Here is a 21,534-nt window from a genome sequence, read left to right on the forward strand (position 1 = left end):
CTCCTGAAGTAGGTGGTTTAGGGCTGAAAATAAAAGGCCTTGTTATACAACAAGGCCTTTCTTTTAGAGCCACCCTTTCAATCAAACGACCTATACAGTCTTAATAACTCGGTACTACTTACTGTTGGTATTCAAAAGCTGGTACAACAATCTCTACGCGACGATTTTGTTCTCGACCTTCACGAGTTTCGTTCGAAGCGATTGGGTTATTTTCCCCTTCACCACGTACTGTGATACGACGACTTTCAATCCCTTCATTGATCAAAACATCCGCGACAGATTGAGCTCGTTTTTCAGACAAAGTTTGGTTGTAAGCGGCTGCGCCAGTCGAATCGGTGTAGCCTGTCACCTCGACATTAGCCTGCGGGTACTGGTTCATAAACGCCACCAGTTCATCAAGAGTTGATTGGCTTTCTGGTTTTAGTTTGGTGCTATTTAGCTCAAAACTGCCTGAATCGACCAGTTTTGTTTCGAAAGTCTTAACTACAGGCGTGACAACAACCTCTTCCGTCACTGTCTCTTCGACGACTTTCTCTTCGATAACAACCGCTTCTTCAGGTTGTGATTCATTGGCACCAAATTTGTAGACAAGACCAAGTGTCGCACTGTTCACTGCGGCTTTAACCAAATCATTGTTCACATCGGTCAGACGCTGGTACTCAATACGTACTGCAAAATTATTATCTGACTGAATTTCTACACCAATGGCTCCTAGGTACGAATTATCATCTTTATTACCGTACTCGACGCGAGCACCACCAAGTTTACCGTACAGAGACACATCCTCAGTCAGTGGTAAATTCAGTTTTGGAGCAAAAGTAAAAGCCTTAACCTTTTCATCAGCTAAGCCATCGGCAGTAAACTCACCAAGGTAGTCATAACCTGCTTCTAGTGACAGAAAGTCGAAAAATTCATAACCCGCTATCACACCGGCTGTCATTGAATCGTCATCACAGTCATTTGTTAGCGCAGTACACGCATCATCCAGCCATGACTTTCCAACTTTACCCCCTAGATAAAACTCTGCACTTGCACTTGCTGACGCTAGTAACAATGCCCCCGACATAACCACTGCAAACTTTTTCATGAGAACTCCCTCATTAATCACATGCTTACTTATTTCTCTAAACCGGAAACCTATTGATAAGCACATTGGTAATACCGCACACCTAATAAGTATCGATATGCAAACAATATAACAATGGAATTATAGGTGCTTTTTCTTTCTCATATATAAGACAAAGCCCCAACCATGGGGTTGAGGCTCAATTACTAACGTTGTTATTTTAATAATTACTGCTGAACTTGGTACTCAAAGCTAGGTACGATCACTTCAACACGGCGGTTTTGCTGACGACCCTCACGAGTGTCATTTGATGCAATTGGGTTATTCTCACCTTCACCACGAACGGTAATACGAGACGCATCAATACCTTTTTGCTCAAGAGTAGACGCTACAGACTCTGCACGCTTCTCTGATACCACTTGGTTGTACTCAGCCGCACCAGATGAATCAGTGTAACCAATCACTTCTACTTTCGCTTGTGGGTAAGTATTAAGGAACTCTACCAGCTCATCCAGTTGAGAGGCGCTCTGTTGGTTTAGCTTTGTACTATTTAGTTCAAAACTACCTGTGCCTAGTAGCTGAGTCTCAAACGTCTTAGTCTCAACAACAGGCTCTGCTGGAGTCTCTTCAACGACTTCTTCAACCATCTCTTCTTCTACGACAACAACTGGTGCAGCTTCTTCATTGCTACCAAACTTGTAAACTACGCCTAGCGTCGCACTATTACCCATCGCACGAACCTGCTCATTGTTTGCATCAGTAATGGTTTGGTATTCAACTCGCACAGTCACGTTCTTATGTGAGTCAAATTCAACACCTGCGGCACCCATGTATGAAGCATCTTCTTTGTTGCCATATTTGACGTATGCACCACCAAATTTACCGTAAAGTGAGATATCGTCAGTAATCGGTAGGTTTAGCTTTGGAGCTAGCGTAAATGCTTCAACTTTATCGTCATTAAGACCATCAGTTGTAAACTTACCTAGGTAGTCGTAACCACCTTCGATTGATAGAAAGTCCCACATTTCGTAACCGATGAATGCACCTGCTGTTGAAGCTTCATCATCACAATTTGCTGTCGCTGTTGTGCATGCATCATCCAACCAAGATTTACCTACTTTACCACCGACATAAAGCTCTGCCAGTGAAGGCGCTGATGCAAGAAGAAGTGATGCTGAAATTACCGCTGCTAATTTTTTCATGGTGTTTTATTCCTCAAATCTGAAAGTTGTTTAGCCTTAGTGCACATTTCCATTTACCCTTAGCAAAGCCCAAATGGAAACAGAACACGAATCATCATTTTATTTTGACTAAACCAATACCCACGGCATAAACATCTAGATCCGTAAGCGAACTCAGCGAACTATATACACATTTCCTAACATTCAAAGCAGGATTTTGTCAGCGAACTGTTAGGAAATAATCCGAAAAAAAACACGAATCCACGTAAAGCTAGTTAGGATAAGGGATTGGCGTATGTATGAATTTCTCCAATAAAATTCAGTCAACTAGGGAACAAAAAACAAATTCTCAATAACGAGAAAATATATTGTAAGTACTCTCTCACATCTCTCGCTCTGGTCTTTACTAGAGACAAAAAAAAACCGCAGCGTAGTGCTGCGGTTTTCGAACTGGCAATAACCATTACGCGTTGGCTTCGCGCTCTGCGATGTATGCCAATGCCATTTTGATACGAGCAACACAACGCTCTTTACCGATAAGAGCCATAACTGCATCTACCGATGGAGACTGACCGCCACCCGTAACCGCTACACGTAGTGGCATACCAATTTTACCCATACCAATTTCAAGCTCTTCACAAACAGCGGCAATAACACCATCTTTAATGCTTTCCGTCGTCCACTCTGTTAACGCTTCTGCTTTTGCTAGTGCTAGCTCTAGTGGCTCTTTCGCTACACCACGTAGATGCTTTTTCGCCGCACCCGCTTCAAATTCAGAGAAGTCTTCATAGAAGTAGCGAATCTGTTCTGCTAGTTCAACAAGCGTATTGCAACGTTCACCAACAAGCTTGATTACTTCAGTAATAGCAGGGCCGTTAGTCGCATCTAATTTCTGCTCATCAAGATGCCATTGTAGGTGCTCTGCAACATACTCAGGTTCTGAAGTCTTAATGTAGTGGTTGTTCAACCATTGTAGTTTATCTGTGTTGAACGCAGACGCTGACTTAGACACTGCGTTTAGGCTGAATAGGTTGATCATCTCTTGTTCAGAGAAGATCTCCTGGTCACCGTGAGACCAGCCAAGACGTACCAGGTAGTTGTTTAGTGCCGCTGGTAAGTAACCCATGTCACGATATTGCATTACTGATACAGCGCCATGACGCTTAGACAGTTTCGCACCGTCATCGCCAAGAATCATTGCACAGTGAGCAAAAGTAGGTACTGGTGCACCTAGTGCTTCATAGATATTGATTTGACGAGGCGTGTTGTTGATATGGTCTTCACCACGAACAACATGAGTAATGCCCATATCCCAGTCATCAACCACAACACAGAAGTTGTATGTTGGTGAGCCGTCAGTACGACGAATAATTAGATCATCCATCTGGCTATTGCGAATTTCGATACGACCACGAATTTGGTCATCGAATACCACGCTGCCTTCCTTAGGGTTACGGAAACGGATAACGCATGGATCGCCATCTTTAGCTGCATCGTTTGCTGCTTTAATCTTAGGGTGTTCAGCATCGTAACGAGGCATTTCTTTGTTCGCTTCTTGTTCTGCACGAATTTCATCTAGCAACTCTTTCGATGCGTAACACTTGTATGCTTTGTCTTCAGCCAGCAGTTTATCAACCATCTCGTTGTAACGATCAAAACGCTGAGTTTGGAAGTAAGGCCCTTCATTCCACTCAAGACCTAGCCATTTCATACCTTCTAGAATCGCGTCTACTGCTTCTTGCGAGTTACGCTCAAGATCCGTATCTTCAATACGCAGTACGAATTCACCACCTTGGTTTTTAGCGTATAGCCAAGAGTAAAGTGCAGTACGCGCACCACCAACGTGTAGGTAGCCTGTTGGGCTAGGAGCAAAACGAGTTTTAACCGTCATGTAAAATACCTTGATTGTCTGAATGACTGCACCACGCCTTCAATATGTGCGATGGTGCTAAAATTGCGCGTTATTTTAGCACCGATATGCAAATCTACAATCAATCGTTAATATGTTTTACCGCCCAAGAGATAAACTCTTGCCGCTCTGATGGCGTCATAGAGAGAAAATCACGCTGGATCACTTTCGATTGCACTTTTTGATCCACGTTGACAGACGCCACTGACGCGGAACTCGCCTTAATGTTTGGCTCAGTAGGTGTAACAGATATCGCCGCAATACCACCAGCCAAGTTGTAGTCGTTCAGCATCGCGTCGTAATCGTGAATCAACGCAAAAGATTGATTCAAAATCTGATCCATCACGATCTGCACTGATTGTCCATTACTGGTAACTTTAACTGTTGGACTCTTTTCAAACTTACTTACCCCACGCTGATCTCGAATCGCGAAAGGCGTTTCAAACAATAGAGTTTCGTTCTGTGCGTCAAATGTGACCACCATTGGATGAGAGTTGAACTTCTTCTTGCCACCATTGCCATCAACCATTGCCGTGACTCGTAGCAATATCTGATTGTGACCATTAGCTATTTTCAGATCCCCCTTAGCCTTTTTTGGTATCTGATTGAGCTGTTGATTTACCGCTAGAATCTCTATTCGGCTATCGGTGTGAATCGTCACTTGAGCATGAGCCATACTACTCATCAAAAGCACAATTGCCGCTGCAATGATTTTTTTCATTCTCTCTTCCTCACGGTTACAAACGGAAAAAGGCGGACAAACTGTCCGCCGGGTCATAATATATTTATTAGAATGTCCACTCAGTACCGATACGAACCATTAGGTCATCATCGTACGTAGAGTCATCTTGTTGAGTTAAACGAACAAAGGTGTATACCGAACTAAATGAGTAACCCAATTCACCACTGATAGAGGTTGAATCCATATCTTTGTTGTCTACGCCATCTTGCTTACCCCTTTGGTCTGCGTAACCAACACGAATGTTTGCGTTACCAAAGAAGTAGTTCGCTTGAATCGAGTAAGCGTCGATTTCACGTTTGGTGTAACCGTAGTCACCGCCACCGTTAGTTGAGTCGTACGAACCCGTTTTGTATGCACCAAGGATATTAAAGTTGTCCATTGGACGAAGTTCGAAGCCTACAAAGTATGAATCCGTATCACCGACAGAAGCCGCTTTCCCTAGTTCTTTAATATCTAGAGGGTTACCTGGTGTTGCATTGTTTGTATCAAACACGTTGTCGGTAGCACTTTCAAATACTGTACCTTTAGCCGTTTCAAACGCTGCATGTAACGTTAGCATATCAACTGGCGCCACTGTGATAGAACCACCGAAGAAGTTAGAATCTTCGTGGTTTTCACTACCATTACCACCCGCTAGGCTGAATTTAACCATCTCACCAAACATTGGTGAATCGTAGCGTGCCATTTGGCTCTTACGGTCAAAGTGGTAACGTTCGCCGCTGCGCCATGCGCGGTCAAAAGTACGACCTAGGTTAGATGCCGAGTATGGCCAGTCAACAAGTTCATATAACGGTGTCAACATACGACCAAAACGAACCTGACCCCAATCATCGCCGCGCAGACCGACGAAAGTATCGCGGTTACCTAAATCGGCACCGTAGTCCAATACCCAACCTGACTCTACTTGAGCAAACGCAGTTACGTTATCTGTCATTGATTTAGCCGCGCGGAAACCGATGCGAGTTTCATTTTCTAGCGCCCAACCATCATCTGGACCTGTCGCTTTCGATGCACCGTAGTCCACAGCAGAGATAGAGACGACGCCGTAGACTTCTACGTTAGCATCATTCGGATCGCCCAGCATATACGCGTTAGCAGTACCAGTGGCCATGGTAGTTGCGGCGATTGCTGCGCCAAGAAGAGTCTTTTTAAAGTTAGACATAAGATTAACCCCTATTTATTTGAATTTTTCCTTGTTCCCCTCACACAAAACTAACTGGTTGTTTTGAAGGGAACTATTTATGGACAGGGTCATGGTGGCAAACTTTTTTCGCGACGAAAAAAGAATGAAAAGATAATCTGACCAGATTCAAATCAGAAAATTATAAAATTAAGCAAATCAATTTAAATCAATAAGTTAAATAGCAACATCAATAAACATAAACGTCAATACTGCTTAAGCGTTGCGTACATGGAGCGCTTGTTCGCCAAATCTGCTGACGAGATCACTGTGATTTTTTATCTATTTACGGAACTTTATATTTCCCAAATAAAAAGTTTGAATTGTCTCGCATGCTTCCTGCCCACTAATTCACGGCAATCGGTGATTTTGACGTTTTATTTAAATACTTGACCTTACCCTTGCGGTAAGGTTTACGCTTAGCCACAGTTGAATAATTAAGGTGATGTTATGACTAAGTTTGATATCCCACTCTCTGGCTTAAACTGTATGGGCTGTGCTAGAAAAGTGGAGCGAGCAATTACGGCAGAACACCAAGTCAGCATTGATCATTTGTCTCCCACTCACATCTCTTTAGAGACAGGCAGTTCTTTTGCCGCACTTGCAGATTCAATTGAGAAGCTAGGCTATCAGGCAGGCCACAAACATCATTTGTTCTTAACTGGACTCAATTGCGGTAAATGTGTCGCTAAGTTGGAACAAGCTCTTGAGCAGTCTCCACTCAATGGATCCTTTCGTGTATCGAAAACAGAGCTAGAGCTTGTATCGCTTCACTCACAACAAGAAGTCATCCAATTGATTGAGTCATTGGGTTATCAAGCAAGTCCATTCTCCCCGCACGTGGAAGCTGTACCCGCTGACGAAGAAATCGCCGCCCCTATAGAGAGAGAGCAACCATTACCCATTAAACACTCGGCGCACCTTCTTATATCGGGTATGACTTGTGCCAGTTGTGTCTCTTCGGTCGAGAAAGCCTTAATCTCAGTAAAAGGCGTAGAAAAAGCTCAAGTCAATCTTGCTGAACAAAGCGCAGTTATTTTTTCCAACCAACCCATTGAGGAGATCGAGACTCAGCTATTACGCTCGGTCTCTCAATCTGGCTATCAAGCCCAACTGATTGACGATCCTCAAAACCAGCAGCAAAAACAACTCGAATTGCAGCAAGCAGTTCAAACCCACCATAAGAAAAGTGCTTGGTTAGGTTTGATGATCGGTGCGCCACTCATGCTGTGGGGAATCGCAGGCGGTAATATGATGATTCGCAATAGCGCAGACCAAATCGCTTGGGGCATCATTGGTGTTATCTGTTTATGGCTACTTGCGACAGCAGGAAAAACATTTTTCACTAACGCATGGCAAGCGCTCACTCACAAACGAGCGACAATGGATACCTTAGTCGCCCTAGGGACAGGTGCAGCTTGGTTATTCTCAATGTTAGTGGTCACTTTCCCCAACTGGTTTCCTGCCGCATCCAGACACGTCTACTTCGAAGCAAGCGCAATGATTATTGGCCTGATATCGCTTGGTCACTATATAGAAGCCAAAGCTAAGGCGAATACCACCCGCTCACTTCAGGCTCTGATTAATCTTCAGCCTCAGGTGGCGACTCTGGTCACGGAACAAGGCGATCGAGACATCACCATCGACGAAATTAGCCTGGGAATGAGACTGCGGGTGAAACCCGGTGAAAAAATACCTGTTGATGGCATCGTTGAGTCTGGTGAATCTTATCTAGACGAGTCAATGTTGACTGGCGAGCCAATACCAGTGAATAAGCAAGTTGGGGATTCTGTATCCGCAGGAACCATTAATCAGGATGGTAGTTTAATCATTCACGCTTCAAGTGTAGGTAGCGACACCATGTTGTCGCGCATCATCACTATGGTCCGCGAGGCTCAAAGTAGCAAACCAGCTATCGCTAAACTCGCAGACCAAATTTCTTCAATTTTCGTTCCAGTTGTAGTAGCAATTGCTCTCCTATCTGCATTGGTCTGGTTTATGGTGGGTCCGGAACCTAAAGCCAGCTACATGCTCATTGTCACTACTACCGTTCTTATTATTGCGTGTCCATGCGCATTAGGGTTGGCGACCCCGCTATCTGTAACGGTTGGTATTGGTAAAGCGGCCGAGATGGGGATCTTGATTAAAGATGCCGACGTTTTGCAGTCAGCAGGCAAAATAGATACGGTGGTCTTTGACAAAACAGGCACCTTGACTCAAGGCAAGCCAAATGTTCAAAGCATCTACGCAGTCAATGGTCATAGTGACCAGTTGCTAACGCTCACAGCTTCAATAGAACAACAGTCAGAACATCCACTTGCTAAAGCGATTGTTCAACAAGCTCATCAGCAGTCTCTGCCAATGTTCGAGGTATCGGAATTTGAAAACCACCGCGGTCAGGGAGTGCTTGCAAAAGTAGAACAACAATCTATTGCCGTTACCTCACTGGCTTATGCGTGTGAGCAAGCATGGCGTTTAGATGAGGTTGATAGTGAACTTCAACAATATCTAGACAACGCTTGGACACCGATTATTGTCGCTGAAAACTCAACTGTGATTGGCGTTATCGCCATCGCAGATCCGATAAAGCCCGATGCGAAACAGGCTGTAGAAGCACTAAAAGCCATCAATATCACGCCAATTATGCTCACTGGTGATAATTCGAGTGTCGCACAAGCCATTGCACAAGAGCTGGGAATTGAGCAAGTAATCTCGCAAGTATTGCCAGATGAGAAAGCGGGCCATATTGCTGATTTACAAAGTCAAGGCCACTGCGTTGCAATGATAGGCGATGGCGTTAACGATGCGCCAGCTCTAGCCCTTGCTAATATTGGCATCGCGATGGGGGGAGGCAGCGATATCGCCATCGAGAGTGCACAGGTGACACTGCTTAACTCGTCACCACTGTCTGTTGTTCGAGCGATTGAACTCTCTAAAGCAACAGTACGTAATATGAAACAAAACTTATTTGGGGCCTTCGTCTATAACTCGCTAGGTATCCCTATTGCCGCAGGTATTCTTTATCCCAGCTTTGGCTTTTTGCTTAGCCCTGTTATTGCAGGTGCAGCGATGGCACTTTCCTCGATTACCGTAGTAAGCAACGCTAATCGTTTAAGACTTTTTAAAAGCTCGTAGAGGTTATTATGAAACGTAAATTTTTTGCCCTAGCAACACTGACTCTGATTTCTGGTCACGCATTAGCGACCGATGTACTCAACCATAAATCACCATACTGTGGCTGTTGTACTGAGTGGACGAAACATATGCAAGATGCAGGCTTTACAGTTGAAGAGAAGTTACACGAAAACATGAATCCTATTAAGCAAACGTTGGGGATTACACCTGAACTTGCTTCTTGTCATACAGCAGAAATTAATGGCTACGTATTCGAAGGTCATATTCCAGCGGAAGACATTCAAGCTTTCCTTGAAAACCCACCACGCAATGCGAAAGGACTTGCTGTTCCGGGAATGCCAATGGGTTCTCCAGGCATGGAATATGGCAATGAAAAAGACGAATATTCAGTCTACGCGTTCAACGAAAAAGGTCAGGTATTTGAGTACCGACACTATAAAGGCAACAGCGGCTCTAACAAGTAGTGTACCTGCCAAGCAAGTTTTGGCTCACTATACGAGTGAAAACAGGCAGGCTGCCTGCTTAGATTTATGGAAAAATGCGCTCTCAAACATTGACTATATCCAAATGCCAGACAGCATTCTTTGGCAGGCAGTGGAACGATTTTGCTCGCCTTTAGATGGCGCATAGATGGCAAAGCCCAGTATAGGATGCACAAAAAAAGCTGCCACTGGCAGCCCTTTTAGAATCAGTTAGCGCGCATTAACCTTGAGTAACTAATTGCGTCATCATCTCAATATGCAAGTCATCGTCATTGAGGCAAGGAATATAGGTAAATGTTTCACCACCATTCTCGGTGAAAATCTCACAACACTGCTCAGCCAGTTCTTCCAGTGTTTCCAAACAATCGACAGAAAATGCAGGCGCAAGAATATCGAGTTTTTTAATCCCTTTACTCGGTAGTGTTTCCAAGGTCTTGTCCGTATAGGGCTGTAGCCACTCTTCACGACCAAAACGAGACTGATAGGTCATACCGATTTGATTGGGTGCCAATCCTAACTCACGTGCAAGTAGCGTCGTGGTGACATCGCAATGCTGTGGGTAGATATCACCATTATCCGCATAGCGCTTAGGAATTCCATGGTAAGAACACAGCAGATAGTCACCTTTGCCGTTCTCTTGCCAAGAACGTTTTACGCTCTCTGCCAACGCTTTGATGTACAAAGGATGATCATGATAATCACGAATGAACCGATAACTTGGTACAACGGGCATCTTTTTAAATGCTTTGGTCAATCCATCCGAGACTGCCGCCGTCGTTGTACCTGAATACTGAGGATATAGAGGCAGAACAATAATGTCTTCCACACCTTGTGCCACCAGCGCTTCTAGTCCGGTTTGTAGGCTCGGGTTGCCATAAGTCATACCCAGTTCAACGGGCATATCAATTAAAGCTTGTAGCTTCTCGACCTGCCTTTTCGAATAGACCATCAATGGCGAACCTTGCTCCATCCATACTGACTGATACAGCTTAGCCACTTTCGGTGCACGGATTGGGAGTATCACACCATGCAAAATCGGACACCACAACCAGCGCGTCATATCGACCACTCGTTTGTCATGGAGGAACTGACCCAAAAACTGCTTTACTGCAGGGGACGTTGCTTCATCAGGGGTACCCAGGTTAACGAGTAGCACACCTTGTCTCTTACTATTTTGCATAGCTTCCTATCAATCCTAAAAGGGATATTTACGTAAATAAGATCTTGATAGATCAACGAATAAACATAAAAAAGCGACCCAACTTGGGTCGCTTTAACTATAACAAATTTTCAAAATTCGCTGTTAGCTATTTATGCTAGCGCTTTCTCGATATCAGCACTGACTTCAGCAACTTGCTTAGTACCATCGAATTTAAGGTATTTAGTGTTACCCGCTTCTGCTTCTTTACCGTAGTACTCGATTAGTGGCGCAGTTTGATCATGGTAGACACCAAGACGAGCACGTACTGTCTCTTCTTTGTCGTCGTCACGAACAACAAGGTCTTCACCCGTTACGTCATCTTTACCTTCAACTTTAGGCGGGTTGTAAACAACGTGGTAAGTACGACCTGAAGCCAGGTGAGCACGACGGCCAGCCATACGCTCTACAATCACGTCATCGGCAACGTCAAATTCGATAACGTAATCGACCGCTACACCCATTTCTTTTAGACCATCAGCCTGAGGAATAGTGCGTGGGAAGCCATCTAGTAGGAAACCTTTTTCGCAGTCATCTTGAGCGATGCGCTCTTTGATTAGACCAAGGATGATTTCATCAGAAACTAGCTGACCAGCGTCAATAACAGCTTTAGCTTGCTTACCAAGCTCTGTACCTGCTTTGATAGCAGCACGTAGCATGTCACCAGTAGAGATTTGCGGAACACCGTATTTTTCCATGATGAAATTTGCTTGTGTGCCTTTACCTGCACCTGGAGCACCTAGAAGAATGATGCGCATGTTGAATCCTCTTAAGATAATGATGATTTATACCGAAGCTCACTATGGTGTCGTAAATCACACAGCCTTAGCTCACGGTAAGTTTCGGTATAACTGTTATTACAAGTTAACAATAAAACAGGCGTGCACATTACACGCCCGCTCGTTTGGTTTCAAGAATGCATTCTATCATACAATTTAAAACCAAAGCGCGAATTACGACTAAAGAATGCTTAAACACTCACATTTGCCGCTTATTTAACGCGCTTCATTCACGATTAAAGCAATTAAGCTAAAAAGCCCGCAAGATGCGAGCTTTTTACCAATTTTCAGCTATTAGCCCTTAGTCAAAAGCGCATTAATTGCACCTAAGAATTGAGATGGATCTTCCATTGAGCCACGCTCAGCTAACATCGCTTGACCAAGTAGAAGTTCAACCCAACGGCCAAAGGCTTCTTCGTCTGCTTCATCAGCCATACGCTTAACCAAGGTATGTTCAGGGTTAATTTCGAAGATGTACTTCACTTCTGGCGCAGCTTGACCTGCGGCTTCCAGCAGTTTGGCCATCTGCGTACCCATTTCAAAGTCGTCAGTCACTACAACGGCTGGCGTTGTTGCTAGCTTAAAGGTGGTACGAACCTCCTTAACACGATCACCTAAGTACTCTTTAGTACGTTCAACGACTGACTTGAACTCTTCTTCGGTTTCTTTGTGTTTCTCTTTCTCAGCTTCATCTTCAAACTTGCTAAGATCTAGCCCCGCCTTTGTGATCGACTGGAACTGTTTACCATCAAATTCGGTGAGGTAGTTCATCAGCCACTCATCAATACGGTCAAACATTAGAATGACTTCGATGCCTTTAGAACGGAACTGTTCTAAGTGTGGGCTATTCTTAGCCGCTGCATAACTATCCGCTGTTAAGTAGTAGATCTTATCTTGGCCTTCTTTCATGCGTTCAACGTATGACGCAAGGCTAACAGTCTGTTCAGAAGAGTCCACCTCCGTCGAAGCAAAACGCAACAAGGCCGCAATTTTTTCCTTATTGCTGAAGTCTTCTGCTGGGCCTTCTTTTAGCACCAAGCCAAACTCTTTCCAGAATGATTGATACTTTTCTTCATCATTCTTAGCCATGCGCTCTAGCATCGTTAGAACACGCTTAGTACAAGCATTGCGCAGAGACTGAGTCACTTTATTGTCTTGTAGGATTTCACGCGATACGTTGAGTGGCAGATCGTTGGAATCTATCAAGCCACGTACGAAACGTAGGTACGATGGCATAAACTGCTCTGCGTCATCCATAATGAATACGCGCTGTACATACAATTTCAGACCAGACTTGTGGTCACGGTTCATCATATCCCAAGGTGCTTTCGCAGGGATATAAAGTAAGCTGGTGTAGTCGTTTTTACCCTCAACACGGTTGTGGCTCCATGTTAGAGGATCGGCAAAATCGTGAGAAACGTGCTTGTAGAACTCTTGATACTCTTCTTCAGAAATATCGGATTTATTGCGAGTCCAAAGTGCTTGAGCCTTATTGATCTGCTCCCATTTTTTCTCACCTGTTTCTTTACCTTCATCATCACGAACTGACGTTTGAATCGCAACAGGAATACCAATGTGATCGGAATACTTGCCGATCACTTCACGCAGACGCCATTCGTTTAGGAACTCTTTACCTTCTTCTCGCATATGAAGAACGACATCTGTACCGCGAGTTTCTTTGGTTATGTTTTCGATGGTGTACTCACCTTCACCCGCTGAGTGCCATTGAACGGCTTGGTCACTCGCCAGGCCAGCTGCGCGAGTGCGAACCGTGACGGCATCAGCAACGATGAATGCAGAGTAAAAGCCGACACCGAATTGACCAATTAACTGAGAGTCTTTCGATTGATCTTCTGATAGCTTAGAGAAAAACTCCGCTGTGCCAGATTTCGCGATGGTGCCCAGATGCTCGATGACATCCTCACGACTCATACCAATACCGTTGTCTGAGATCGTTAAGGTATTCGCTTCTTCATTAAAGGAAAGTTTTACGCCAAGTTCAGCGTCACCTTGGTACAAGTCTGGATTTGACAGTGCTTGAAAGCGCAGTTTGTCAGAAGCGTCAGACGCATTAGAAATCAGCTCGCGAAGGAAAATCTCTTTGTTTGAATAAAGAGAATGAATCATCAAATGAAGTAATTGTTTTACCTCAGACTGAAAACCGCGAGTTTCTTTGTTTTGTGTTACTGTTTCGCTCATGATAACTCCATAAGTTCTATAGTTATCAAGCCACTACCCTAATCAAAAAAAGAGTAATTTGGCCCAAATCTGTCAGTTAACATGAGGGTGACAAATGTAAATTCAAGGTCAAGAATCATAAAAACAGTGTTTTTTTATCTCAATATTTACTATCCTTGCACTCTCTAAAAATCAAAAAATCTAAACTAGAGTAATTTTGGACTAGTCTTAGAAAGCGCCTTACTTGAATAACTGTCTGAAACTTAAATTAAATGGCCATCATTAATGAGTAATATAGGTACTAAGTTTAATCTTGCGAACAGATTTACTTTTGATCCCAATACAAACTCCCTCACAGACAAGGAATGCGAAAACGAACTGATTCGTTTAGGGAGCAACGAAAGCCGGATTCTTCTTTTACTTTGTGAAAAACCGAGTGAAATCGTCTCGCGTAATGATTTACACGATTTCGTATGGCGTAAACAAGGCTTCGAAGTCGATGATTCAAGCCTAACGCAAGCCATTTCTACACTACGTAAGCTTCTCAAAGACTCAACAAAGTCACCAATGTTCGTTAAAACGGTGCCAAAACGCGGTTACCAGCTAATCTGCTCGGTAGAACGTACAACGCCATTGATGAGTGGTGTTAACGAAGTTGAACAACCTGCTGTTGCAATGGAAGACGTAGAAATACCTCTTCAGCATGCTTCTGAACCTGTAATTGATACTGAGCTTATTTCTGCAGAACCTCAATTAGAAGCACCTATTCCAGCGCCTGAAGTAACGAAGTCTTCAAGCTTAATAGCTAAGGTGTTGGTCGCACTCGCTCTGTTACTGCCACTGTGCGTTGTTTTATTTACTAACCCGAGTGAATCAAAATTCCGCCAACTTGCTGTTTATGGCAATACTCCGGTTAAAACGCCACTCAATCATCCTGATTTAAGTCGCTGGTACCCGTCAATTGAGCAGTGTGTGAAAAAGTACAATAAAACACATACTAACGAGCTTGCGCCAGTCGAAGTCATTGCCACTGGTGGTCAGAATAATCAGTTGGTTCTCAACTACATTCATTCTCTGGATAACTCAGGCGAGAACGTGACATTACGTATCTTCGCTGAGCAACAAGATCTCAGTAAAGTTTGCCAATAGGAACCACCAAGATGAATCAGAAAATTGCAGTAGGCCTACTTATTCTGTCAGCGGTATTTAGTGGTTGGCTTTACTGGGGAAGTGACCTCAAAGTAGAGCAAGTGCTAACTTCAAATGAGTGGCAGTCAAAAATGGTTACTGTTATCGCGGCAAAGATTCCCGATGACTCAGTGGGTCCTTTACGTAAAGCGAATGTCGTCTCTAACGTTAAGTATCTGCCAAACAATACTTATATTCGTGTAGCGACAGTACGTCTCTATGGTAACGACACTGAAAATGAAAGCATTATCAACATTTCAGAGACAGGCCATTGGGACATCAGCGATAACTACTTACTCGTCTCTCCGACCGAGTTTAAAGATGTCTCTTCGGCGCAAAGTCAAGACTTTACCGAAGATCAGCTAAGTCTGATTACTCAGCTGTTTAAAATGGACGCACAGCAAAGTCGCCGTATCGATATTGTGAATGATAAAACATTACTTCTGACTAGCTTAAGTCACGGTTCTACGGTACTTTTCACCAACTAAACAATAAAGTAAAAGGGGCATGACGCCCCCTTTTTTCTAAGCATCACATGGATTGGACAAACACTGTTGGCCTATTTGTTGGCTCTCTGATTGCTAACACTCTCGCCTCACTCTCTGGCGGAGGCGCTGGACTACTTCAGTTCCCATTACTGATATTCTTAGGCCTACCTTTCTCGATTGCTCTAGCAACCCATAAGATAGCCAGCGTTGCGCTCGGCATTGGGGCCGCCTATACCCATATCAAGCACAAAAGCTTTAGCTACAAGGTTGCGTTATATCTGGTTATCGTCGGTAGCTTAGGCGTCATTATCGGCGCGAATATTGTCCTTCTCATCCCAGAGCAAATCGCGGAAACCGCTCTCGGTCTGATGATACTCGCTCTAGGAATCTACTCTCGATTTAAGCCACAACTCGGCCAGCAAGAGATCCAACGCAACCGTCATCACTTTGGCTGGGCGCTAGGTGGAATTGGTATGATGGTCATCGGCGTTATCAACGGTTCGCTGACTGCGGGTTCAGGTCTCTTAGTGACCATTTTTCTTGTTCGTTGGTTTGGATACAGCTATAAACAAGCCGTTGCGTTAACCATGTTGTGTGTTGGTTTATTCTGGAATGGGATTGGGGGTGTCGCTATGGTTCACGCTGGAGCTCCCGTTTACTGGCCTTGGTTACCCGCTTTGCTGTTAGGCTCGTTTATTGGTGGTGGGCTGGGTGCCTACCTGACGACCCGTGTGAACAATCGCGCAATCAAGCTATGTTTCGAGCTGCTTACCTTTGCTGTCGGCATTAAATTAATTATCTAGAGGGAAGGACCATGCAAAAAGCCAATATTAATATCTACTACTGTCGTCAGTGTAACTGGATGCTCCGTTCAACTTGGCTCAGTCAGGAGTTACTGCATACCTTTAGTGAAGAGATTGAGTCACTCACTCTTCACCCTGATACAGGCGGGCGATTTGAGATCCACTGCAATGGAAAGATGATTTGGGAACGTAAGCGCGATGGCGGTTTTCCGGAAGCTAAAGTGCTTAAACAACGCGTCAGGGATCTGATCGACCCTGAGCGCGATCTTGGTCATTCTGATTCTAAGTAACGACGTTCAACTAACATCAACTGCGCCATTAACGTGGCGCTATCGTTGTTTGCATCACCACTTGATTGTCAAATGTCATGACTTTCAACTGAGAGTCGTCAAGCATGCCATAGCTTGCTGCGTAACCTTGCCGAGGAAAGGTTGCAGAACCAGGATTAAAGATATACTGATCGCCATCTAACTCAGCAGACGGAATATGACTGTGCCCGTGAACAATCACATCTCCAACCTTTAGTGGTGGTCGATTAGCAGCGTTGTATAGGTGACCATGCGTTACAAATAGGCGTTGACCGCTTTCCAACATAACCCAGGCGTAATCCATCATCATGGGAAACGAAAGCAGCATCTGATCCACTTCACTATCACAATTTCCGCGAACAGCAATGATTTGCTTAGCATACTGATTAAGCCGTTCACTCACTTGCTGTGGGTTATATCCTTCTGGTACAGGGTTGCGGGGACCATGATTTAACGTGTCCCCCAACAAAAATAAGGTTTGCGCACCAGATTGCTCAAACGCATCCAAGACAAGTTCGGTTGCAGGCAAAGAACCATGCAGGTCAGAGGCAAAAAAGAGTTTCACGACATCATCTCCTCAAAAATACGCTGCAGATTCTACTCCCTGAGACCCAATTAGTCATCTCTGACCATGCCGTTTATCACTATGTTATTGTAGCTGACCATACCAACCACTTTGCCTTGTTCAATAACGGGAGCACGGCTGATACCAAAACGTTCAAACAAGCGAGCGCAATACTTCACATTCATATCAGGAGAAACAGACAACGCGGGTTTAGTCATGATTTCATAGATATTGGTGCGTTCTGGAGAACGATTCTGAGCGAGTACCTTCTTGGCTATGTCATTCATCAACACTACGCCGTACTCATCTTCATCGTTACGTTTGTCGACCACCAGCGCTTTCACTTCATGGCTGCGTGCTAGTTGAATACCCTCTTTAACGGTAGTTAAGCCATCCACAATGACATAGTTGCTAGTCATTACATCACGCACTCTGACTTTCACATGATCTCTCATATCTCATCCTCCACTACCTTAGTCAGTTTTTCTACTTGGTGGGCAACGCCTACCGCATCTTCTATATCTATCTGTATCGCAATCCCCTGGCCGGATGCCTGATCAAATTCTCCCACCTCATTAATCGTTTCTAAGATATGTCGTGACAAGTGTTCCTCGACGACAAAAAGTAGCACGTCCTTTTGGACATCCAGAGTCAGACCAAAAAAGGTTCTTTTCTGGTTAAGCCCTTCACCACGAGCATTGTTAATCACGGTGGCTCCGGTAGCTCCGGCGTTTCTCGCTGCGTCTAGAACAACATCTGTTTTACTGTCTTCGACAAATGCTATAAGTAATTTAAAGCGCATTTTCTTTGTCCTCCTGCTCAGTACCTTTGTTGAGCCACTGAGTGATTTGTGCGTATCCCATGACCGAGATCATCGGAAATAAACTAGCAAAAGCAATTAGTCCAAACCCATCTATCATTGGACTCCGTCCCGGTACGGTTGAAGCAAGCCCTAACCCTAACGCTGCCACTAAAGGAACGGTAACCGTGGATGTCGTCACCCCGCCTGAATCATAGGCGAGGGGAATGATTAATTGGGGTGCGTAGAAGGTTTGGATAACGACAATGATGTAACCAGCAATGATGTAATAGTGAATTGGGTCTCCAACAACAATGCGATAGCTTCCCAACGCAATACCAAATGCAACCCCTAGCGCAACAGCAATTCTCAAACCGTTGACGCTAATACTGCCCCCCGAGACCTGATTGGCTTTTATAGCCACCGCGATTAAAGAGGGTTCGGCTATGGTCGTGCTAAAGCCGATAAAGAATGCGAACAAATAGACCCAGTAGTAGTCGAACCACTCAATTTTCTCGCCAACTGAGACACGAAACTCAGCAATAAAATTTGGCTCAGTTAGCTGGGTTGCCATGGTTTCACCCAGTGGGAATAAGGCAAAATCAAGGCCGATAAGAAACAGCGACAATCCAAGAATGACATAGAAGAAGCCCAAAATGACCTTAGGCAAGTTGTTAACTGGTCGTCTCAATACCGCAAACTGAAAACCAAATATAATCGTCGCAATCGGTACAACATCACTTATGGTACCGATGAAAACGTCAATAAAGTGGGACCATTCGATCATGCGATCACCATTCCGTAGACCATCACGAACATCATGGGAAGTAGCGATGCAAACGCAATTAAACCGAATCCATCAATCATCGGATTGCGTCCTTTAATCGCTGATGCAAGCCCAACCCCTAAAGCCGTAACCAAAGGTACTGTAATCGTAGAAGTAGTCACACCGCCAGAGTCGTAGGCAACGCCAATAATGCTTTGAGGCGCAAACATGGTCAGAACCACGACTCCAATGTAACCACCGATGATCATGTATTGAATCGGCCAGCCTTTCAGAATTCGAAGTACACCAAGTAAAATCGCGATACCGACAGAAAGCGCAACGGTGTAACGCAATCCATTCGCGTAATCTTCCATCGCTTGCTCTTGGTGGGCAATCATACCTCCTTCAGCGGCCACTTCTGCGGCTTCATCAGCAACAGCGGTAAGTGCAGGCTCTGCGACGGTAGTACCAAAACCTAAACAAAAAGCGAAAGCCAGCAACCAAAATACACTGCCTTTGCGAGCAAATGCCTGAGCCATCGTCTCCCCTATAGGAAAGAGCCCCATTTCCAAACCAAAGATGAAGAAGGTCAGACCGAACACCACCAGCACTAAGCCAAATAGGATTGAAACTAAGTTCGGTAAGGGTTCCTGTAATACCACCAGTTGAAAGAAAGCAATTACAACCACAATAGGCATTAAATCCCTGAGACTTCCAAGTAGCGCCTTAGCTAACGCTATCATTGCCTGCACATAACCTCCTGTCCGTCGGTGCTATATCCCTACTTATTAGCATGGCAAACAAATACGACTTCGGCTGTGACTGCCCCTACGTAGAGGAATAGAAAGGTAACAAAATGTTAAAATTGTGATATTGATACATGTGATCACTTTTCATGCTAAGTCGCTATAATTAGTAACAATAGTTGTCTATGGTAAAACCTAATTTAGGTTGCCATGAATCATAAAAGGATAAGGAATGAAGGTACTGCTCACAGGTGGGACAGGTTTTATTGGCCGAGAACTCCTCAAACACTTAACCACCCATGAGATTGTGCTGCTTACTCGCGACCCCAAAAGGGCAAAAGAGAGACTCAGCCACACCGATATGGGCAACGTGACCTACGTAACGACCTTAGATCGCTTTCAACATCTCAACGATTTTGATGCGGTAATTAACTTAGCCGGTGAACCTATCGCGGATAAACGTTGGAGTAAAACGCAGAAAGACATTATTTGTGACAGTCGCTGGTCATTAACAGAGCATTTAGTTGAATTGATTCATGCCAGCACAAATCCCCCTGACGTATTGATCAGCGGTTCTGCGGTGGGCTATTACGGCGATCAGCAAGAACACCCTTTCGATGAGTCTTTGCACGTCTCCGATCGTGGATTTCCTCACCATGTGTGTAGCAAGTGGGAACAAATAGCCAATCGCGCGCGTTCCGAAATGACGCGTGTCTGTATTCTTCGCACTGGTGTCGTACTAGCCCCGCAAGGCGGTGCACTGCTTAAGATGCTACCACCCTATCGATTTGGTTTAGGTGGTCCTCTAGGAAGTGGACACCAGTATATCCCTTGGATTCATATGCTAGACATGGTGAGAGGAATCATCTATTTACTCGAAACCCCTCACGCACACGGTGAGTTTAACTTCTGTGCACCACATCCGGTGACAAACAAGCTGTTTAGTCAGACTCTAGCCAAAACCTTAAAGCGCCCTCACCTATTACGAACACCTAAATGGTTGATGTCCTTAGCGATGGGTGAAAGCTCCGTGTTGTTGTTTGACAGTATTCGAGCCAAACCTAAAAAGTTAACTGAGCTGGGTTTTCATTTTAGCTATTCACGGATTGAGCCAGCGCTAAAAAATCTGTTACAACACCAAGAGTAATCCAGTACTCTAAAATTCACTATCGCTCAACTAATTACTTGAAATGCAAAAATCCATTCTCATTACCGGTTGCTCAACAGGCATCGGGTATACGTGCGTCCATGCCTTACACAAGCGTGGTTATCAAGTCATCGCCTCTTGTCGTAAACAAGCTGACGTTGATAGGTTACGCTCCGAAGGACTGACTTGTCTGCAACTTGATCTCAATGACAGCAACAGCATCAAGCTCGCCGTCAAACGAACTCTCGAGCTAACCGATGGGAAGCTCGACGCGTTATTCAATAATGGAGCGTATGGTCAACCGGGAGCGTTGGAAGATCTACCTACTGACGGGTTACGTGAACAATTCGAGAGTAACTTTTTCGGTTGGCATCAGCTAGTGTGTGAAATCTTACCCACAATGCGCCGCCAAGGTTCAGGAAGAATCATTCAGAACAGCTCCGTGCTCGGATTTGCAGCCATGAAGTACCGAGGTGCTTACAACGCCTCTAAATTCGCACTTGAAGGTTGGAGTGATACACTACGTATAGAACTCAAAGGCAGTAACATTCATATCAGTCTTATTGAACCCGGCCCTATCGAAACTCAATTTCGAGCCAATGCCTTAAAGGCATTCCAGCGCTGGATTACCATTGAATCAAGTGTCCATCACGAGCAATATCAGCAACAAATGTCTCGGCTTGATAGCCAAAGTTCAAACAATGCTTTTGTCTTGCCAGCCGACGCATGTGTTGGTCCTCTCATCCATGCCCTTGAATCAAACAAACCAAAGATTCGTTATCGGATTACTACCCCGACTAAAGTTTTTGCCGTCCTCAAACGGATTCTGCCCACTCGGCTGTTGGATAAAATATTGTGGCATGCCGCGTAAAAT

Annotated in this window: 21 protein-coding genes; 8 read left to right on the forward strand and 13 right to left on the reverse strand. The window is 44.5% G+C overall.

Features of this window, described 5'->3' with window-relative positions; genetic code table 11:
• Positions 1–118: 118 nt before the first annotated feature.
• The 5 genes from DA100_RS17855 to DA100_RS17875 form a co-directional block, all read right to left on the reverse strand.
• On the reverse strand, positions 119–1,087 hold the full coding sequence (locus tag DA100_RS17855; RefSeq protein ID WP_138973363.1) for an OmpA family protein: 969 nt from the start codon (positions 1,085–1,087) through the stop codon (positions 119–121).
• A 206-nt stretch (positions 1,088–1,293) separates the two neighbouring features.
• A complete protein-coding gene (locus DA100_RS17860; RefSeq protein ID WP_138973364.1) occupies positions 1,294–2,268 on the reverse strand; it encodes an OmpA family protein in 975 nt (324 codons plus the stop codon).
• 442 nt (positions 2,269–2,710) lie between these two features.
• Positions 2,711–4,138 carry a glutamate--tRNA ligase gene (gene gltX, locus DA100_RS17865; RefSeq protein WP_138973365.1) on the reverse strand — a complete coding sequence of 476 codons (1,428 nt, stop codon included), beginning with the start codon at positions 4,136–4,138 and terminating at the stop codon, positions 2,711–2,713.
• 100 nt (positions 4,139–4,238) lie between these two features.
• Complete coding sequence (locus DA100_RS17870; RefSeq protein ID WP_138973366.1) at positions 4,239–4,877, reverse strand: DUF2057 family protein; 639 nt, start codon at positions 4,875–4,877, stop codon at positions 4,239–4,241.
• A 67-nt stretch (positions 4,878–4,944) separates the two neighbouring features.
• Positions 4,945–6,060, reverse strand: a complete 1,116-nt coding sequence (locus DA100_RS17875) for a porin (protein ID WP_138973367.1) — start codon at positions 6,058–6,060, stop codon at positions 4,945–4,947.
• Positions 6,061–6,528: 468 nt separating this feature from the next.
• On the opposite strand from DA100_RS17875, the gene DA100_RS17880 reads away from it, so the two are divergent.
• The gene (locus tag DA100_RS17880; protein WP_138973368.1) at positions 6,529–9,213 is read left to right on the forward strand and encodes a copper-translocating P-type ATPase; all 2,685 of its coding nucleotides are present in this window, start codon (positions 6,529–6,531) and stop codon (positions 9,211–9,213) included.
• 8 nt (positions 9,214–9,221) lie between these two features.
• On the forward strand, positions 9,222–9,677 hold the full coding sequence (locus DA100_RS17885; RefSeq protein WP_138973369.1) for a DUF411 domain-containing protein: 456 nt from the start codon (positions 9,222–9,224) through the stop codon (positions 9,675–9,677).
• 238 nt (positions 9,678–9,915) lie between these two features.
• Here the strand turns inward: DA100_RS17885 and hemH are convergent, their stop codons facing one another.
• The 3 genes from hemH to htpG form a co-directional block, all read right to left on the reverse strand.
• A complete protein-coding gene (gene hemH, locus DA100_RS17895; RefSeq protein WP_138973370.1) occupies positions 9,916–10,875 on the reverse strand; it encodes a ferrochelatase in 960 nt (319 codons plus the stop codon).
• Between the two features lie 131 nt (positions 10,876–11,006).
• Positions 11,007–11,651 (reverse strand): adenylate kinase, encoded by a 645-nt coding sequence (gene adk / locus DA100_RS17900; RefSeq protein ID WP_138973371.1) that lies wholly within the window; start codon positions 11,649–11,651, stop codon positions 11,007–11,009.
• A gap of 315 nt (positions 11,652–11,966) precedes the next feature.
• Positions 11,967–13,871: a molecular chaperone HtpG gene (htpG, locus tag DA100_RS17905; protein ID WP_138973372.1), complete on the reverse strand. Its 1,905-nt coding sequence runs from the start codon at positions 13,869–13,871 to the stop codon at positions 11,967–11,969.
• A 264-nt stretch (positions 13,872–14,135) separates the two neighbouring features.
• On the opposite strand from htpG, the gene DA100_RS17910 reads away from it, so the two are divergent.
• Genes DA100_RS17910 through DA100_RS17925 form a run of 4 tightly spaced genes read left to right on the forward strand, consistent with a single transcriptional unit; the run spans position 14,136 to position 16,619 of the window.
• Positions 14,136–14,999 carry a transcriptional regulator gene (locus DA100_RS17910; protein ID WP_138973373.1) on the forward strand — a complete coding sequence of 288 codons (864 nt, stop codon included), beginning with the start codon at positions 14,136–14,138 and terminating at the stop codon, positions 14,997–14,999.
• An 11-nt stretch (positions 15,000–15,010) separates the two neighbouring features.
• Positions 15,011–15,526 carry a regulatory protein ToxS gene (locus tag DA100_RS17915; RefSeq protein ID WP_138973374.1) on the forward strand — a complete coding sequence of 172 codons (516 nt, stop codon included), beginning with the start codon at positions 15,011–15,013 and terminating at the stop codon, positions 15,524–15,526.
• 47 nt (positions 15,527–15,573) lie between these two features.
• The gene (locus DA100_RS17920; protein WP_138973375.1) at positions 15,574–16,329 is read left to right on the forward strand and encodes a sulfite exporter TauE/SafE family protein; all 756 of its coding nucleotides are present in this window, start codon (positions 15,574–15,576) and stop codon (positions 16,327–16,329) included.
• An 11-nt stretch (positions 16,330–16,340) separates the two neighbouring features.
• Positions 16,341–16,619 carry a SelT/SelW/SelH family protein gene (locus tag DA100_RS17925; RefSeq protein ID WP_138973376.1) on the forward strand — a complete coding sequence of 93 codons (279 nt, stop codon included), beginning with the start codon at positions 16,341–16,343 and terminating at the stop codon, positions 16,617–16,619.
• 28 nt (positions 16,620–16,647) lie between these two features.
• Here DA100_RS17925 and yfcE read toward each other — a convergent pair whose 3' ends face one another.
• From yfcE to DA100_RS17950, 5 genes are read right to left on the reverse strand one after another with little or no spacing between them, the layout of a single operon-like run.
• Entirely contained in the window at positions 16,648–17,202 is a 555-nt protein-coding gene (gene yfcE, locus DA100_RS17930) for a phosphodiesterase (RefSeq protein ID WP_138973377.1), read from the reverse strand.
• A gap of 50 nt (positions 17,203–17,252) precedes the next feature.
• A complete protein-coding gene (locus tag DA100_RS17935) occupies positions 17,253–17,657 on the reverse strand; it encodes a CBS domain-containing protein (protein ID WP_138973378.1) in 405 nt (134 codons plus the stop codon).
• A complete protein-coding gene (locus tag DA100_RS17940; RefSeq protein ID WP_138973379.1) occupies positions 17,654–18,004 on the reverse strand; it encodes a P-II family nitrogen regulator in 351 nt (116 codons plus the stop codon). Before DA100_RS17940 ends, DA100_RS17935 begins: the two co-directional genes overlap by 4 nt.
• Entirely contained in the window at positions 17,994–18,788 is a 795-nt protein-coding gene (locus DA100_RS17945; RefSeq protein WP_138973380.1) for a DUF1538 domain-containing protein, read from the reverse strand. Before DA100_RS17945 ends, DA100_RS17940 begins: the two co-directional genes overlap by 11 nt.
• Entirely contained in the window at positions 18,785–19,519 is a 735-nt protein-coding gene (locus DA100_RS17950) for a DUF1538 domain-containing protein (protein ID WP_138973381.1), read from the reverse strand. The genes DA100_RS17945 and DA100_RS17950 overlap by 4 nt, the downstream gene beginning before the upstream one ends.
• A 226-nt stretch (positions 19,520–19,745) precedes the next feature.
• Here DA100_RS17950 and DA100_RS17955 point away from each other — a divergent pair, with 226 nt between their 5' ends.
• A complete protein-coding gene (locus DA100_RS17955) occupies positions 19,746–20,660 on the forward strand; it encodes a TIGR01777 family oxidoreductase (RefSeq protein ID WP_138973382.1) in 915 nt (304 codons plus the stop codon).
• A 43-nt stretch (positions 20,661–20,703) separates the two neighbouring features.
• Complete coding sequence (locus DA100_RS17960) at positions 20,704–21,531, forward strand: SDR family oxidoreductase (RefSeq protein WP_138973383.1); 828 nt, start codon at positions 20,704–20,706, stop codon at positions 21,529–21,531.
• Positions 21,532–21,534: the final 3 nt, after the last annotated feature.

The organism is Vibrio sp. Hep-1b-8 (assembly GCF_006124995.1).
Lineage (GTDB): Bacteria > Pseudomonadota > Gammaproteobacteria > Enterobacterales > Vibrionaceae > Vibrio.

Bases quoted from the DNA above. Each gene is read 5' to 3' on its own strand.
- DA100_RS17875 (WP_138973367.1), bottom strand. From the start codon at position 6,060: ATGTCTAACTTTAAAAAGACTCTTCTTGGCGCAGCAATCGCCGCAACT.
- htpG (WP_138973372.1), bottom strand. From the start codon at position 13,871: ATGAGCGAAACAGTAACACAAAACAAAGAAACTCGCGGTTTTCAGTCT.
- DA100_RS17935 (WP_138973378.1), bottom strand. From the start codon at position 17,657: ATGAGAGATCATGTGAAAGTCAGAGTGCGTGATGTAATGACTAGCAAC.
- DA100_RS17910 (WP_138973373.1), top strand. From the start codon at position 14,136: ATGAGTAATATAGGTACTAAGTTTAATCTTGCGAACAGATTTACTTTT.
- DA100_RS17870 (WP_138973366.1), bottom strand. From the start codon at position 4,877: ATGAAAAAAATCATTGCAGCGGCAATTGTGCTTTTGATGAGTAGTATG.
- hemH (WP_138973370.1), bottom strand. From the start codon at position 10,875: ATGCAAAATAGTAAGAGACAAGGTGTGCTACTCGTTAACCTGGGTACC.
- DA100_RS17960 (WP_138973383.1), top strand. From the start codon at position 20,704: ATGCAAAAATCCATTCTCATTACCGGTTGCTCAACAGGCATCGGGTAT.
- DA100_RS17885 (WP_138973369.1), top strand. From the start codon at position 9,222: ATGAAACGTAAATTTTTTGCCCTAGCAACACTGACTCTGATTTCTGGT.
- DA100_RS17940 (WP_138973379.1), bottom strand. From the start codon at position 18,004: ATGCGCTTTAAATTACTTATAGCATTTGTCGAAGACAGTAAAACAGAT.
- gltX (WP_138973365.1), bottom strand. From the start codon at position 4,138: ATGACGGTTAAAACTCGTTTTGCTCCTAGCCCAACAGGCTACCTACAC.
- DA100_RS17945 (WP_138973380.1), bottom strand. From the start codon at position 18,788: ATGATCGAATGGTCCCACTTTATTGACGTTTTCATCGGTACCATAAGT.
- DA100_RS17915 (WP_138973374.1), top strand. From the start codon at position 15,011: ATGAATCAGAAAATTGCAGTAGGCCTACTTATTCTGTCAGCGGTATTT.
- DA100_RS17860 (WP_138973364.1), bottom strand. From the start codon at position 2,268: ATGAAAAAATTAGCAGCGGTAATTTCAGCATCACTTCTTCTTGCATCA.
- DA100_RS17925 (WP_138973376.1), top strand. From the start codon at position 16,341: ATGCAAAAAGCCAATATTAATATCTACTACTGTCGTCAGTGTAACTGG.
- DA100_RS17955 (WP_138973382.1), top strand. From the start codon at position 19,746: ATGAAGGTACTGCTCACAGGTGGGACAGGTTTTATTGGCCGAGAACTC.
- adk (WP_138973371.1), bottom strand. From the start codon at position 11,651: ATGCGCATCATTCTTCTAGGTGCTCCAGGTGCAGGTAAAGGCACACAA.
- DA100_RS17855 (WP_138973363.1), bottom strand. From the start codon at position 1,087: ATGAAAAAGTTTGCAGTGGTTATGTCGGGGGCATTGTTACTAGCGTCA.
- DA100_RS17880 (WP_138973368.1), top strand. From the start codon at position 6,529: ATGACTAAGTTTGATATCCCACTCTCTGGCTTAAACTGTATGGGCTGT.
- DA100_RS17920 (WP_138973375.1), top strand. From the start codon at position 15,574: ATGGATTGGACAAACACTGTTGGCCTATTTGTTGGCTCTCTGATTGCT.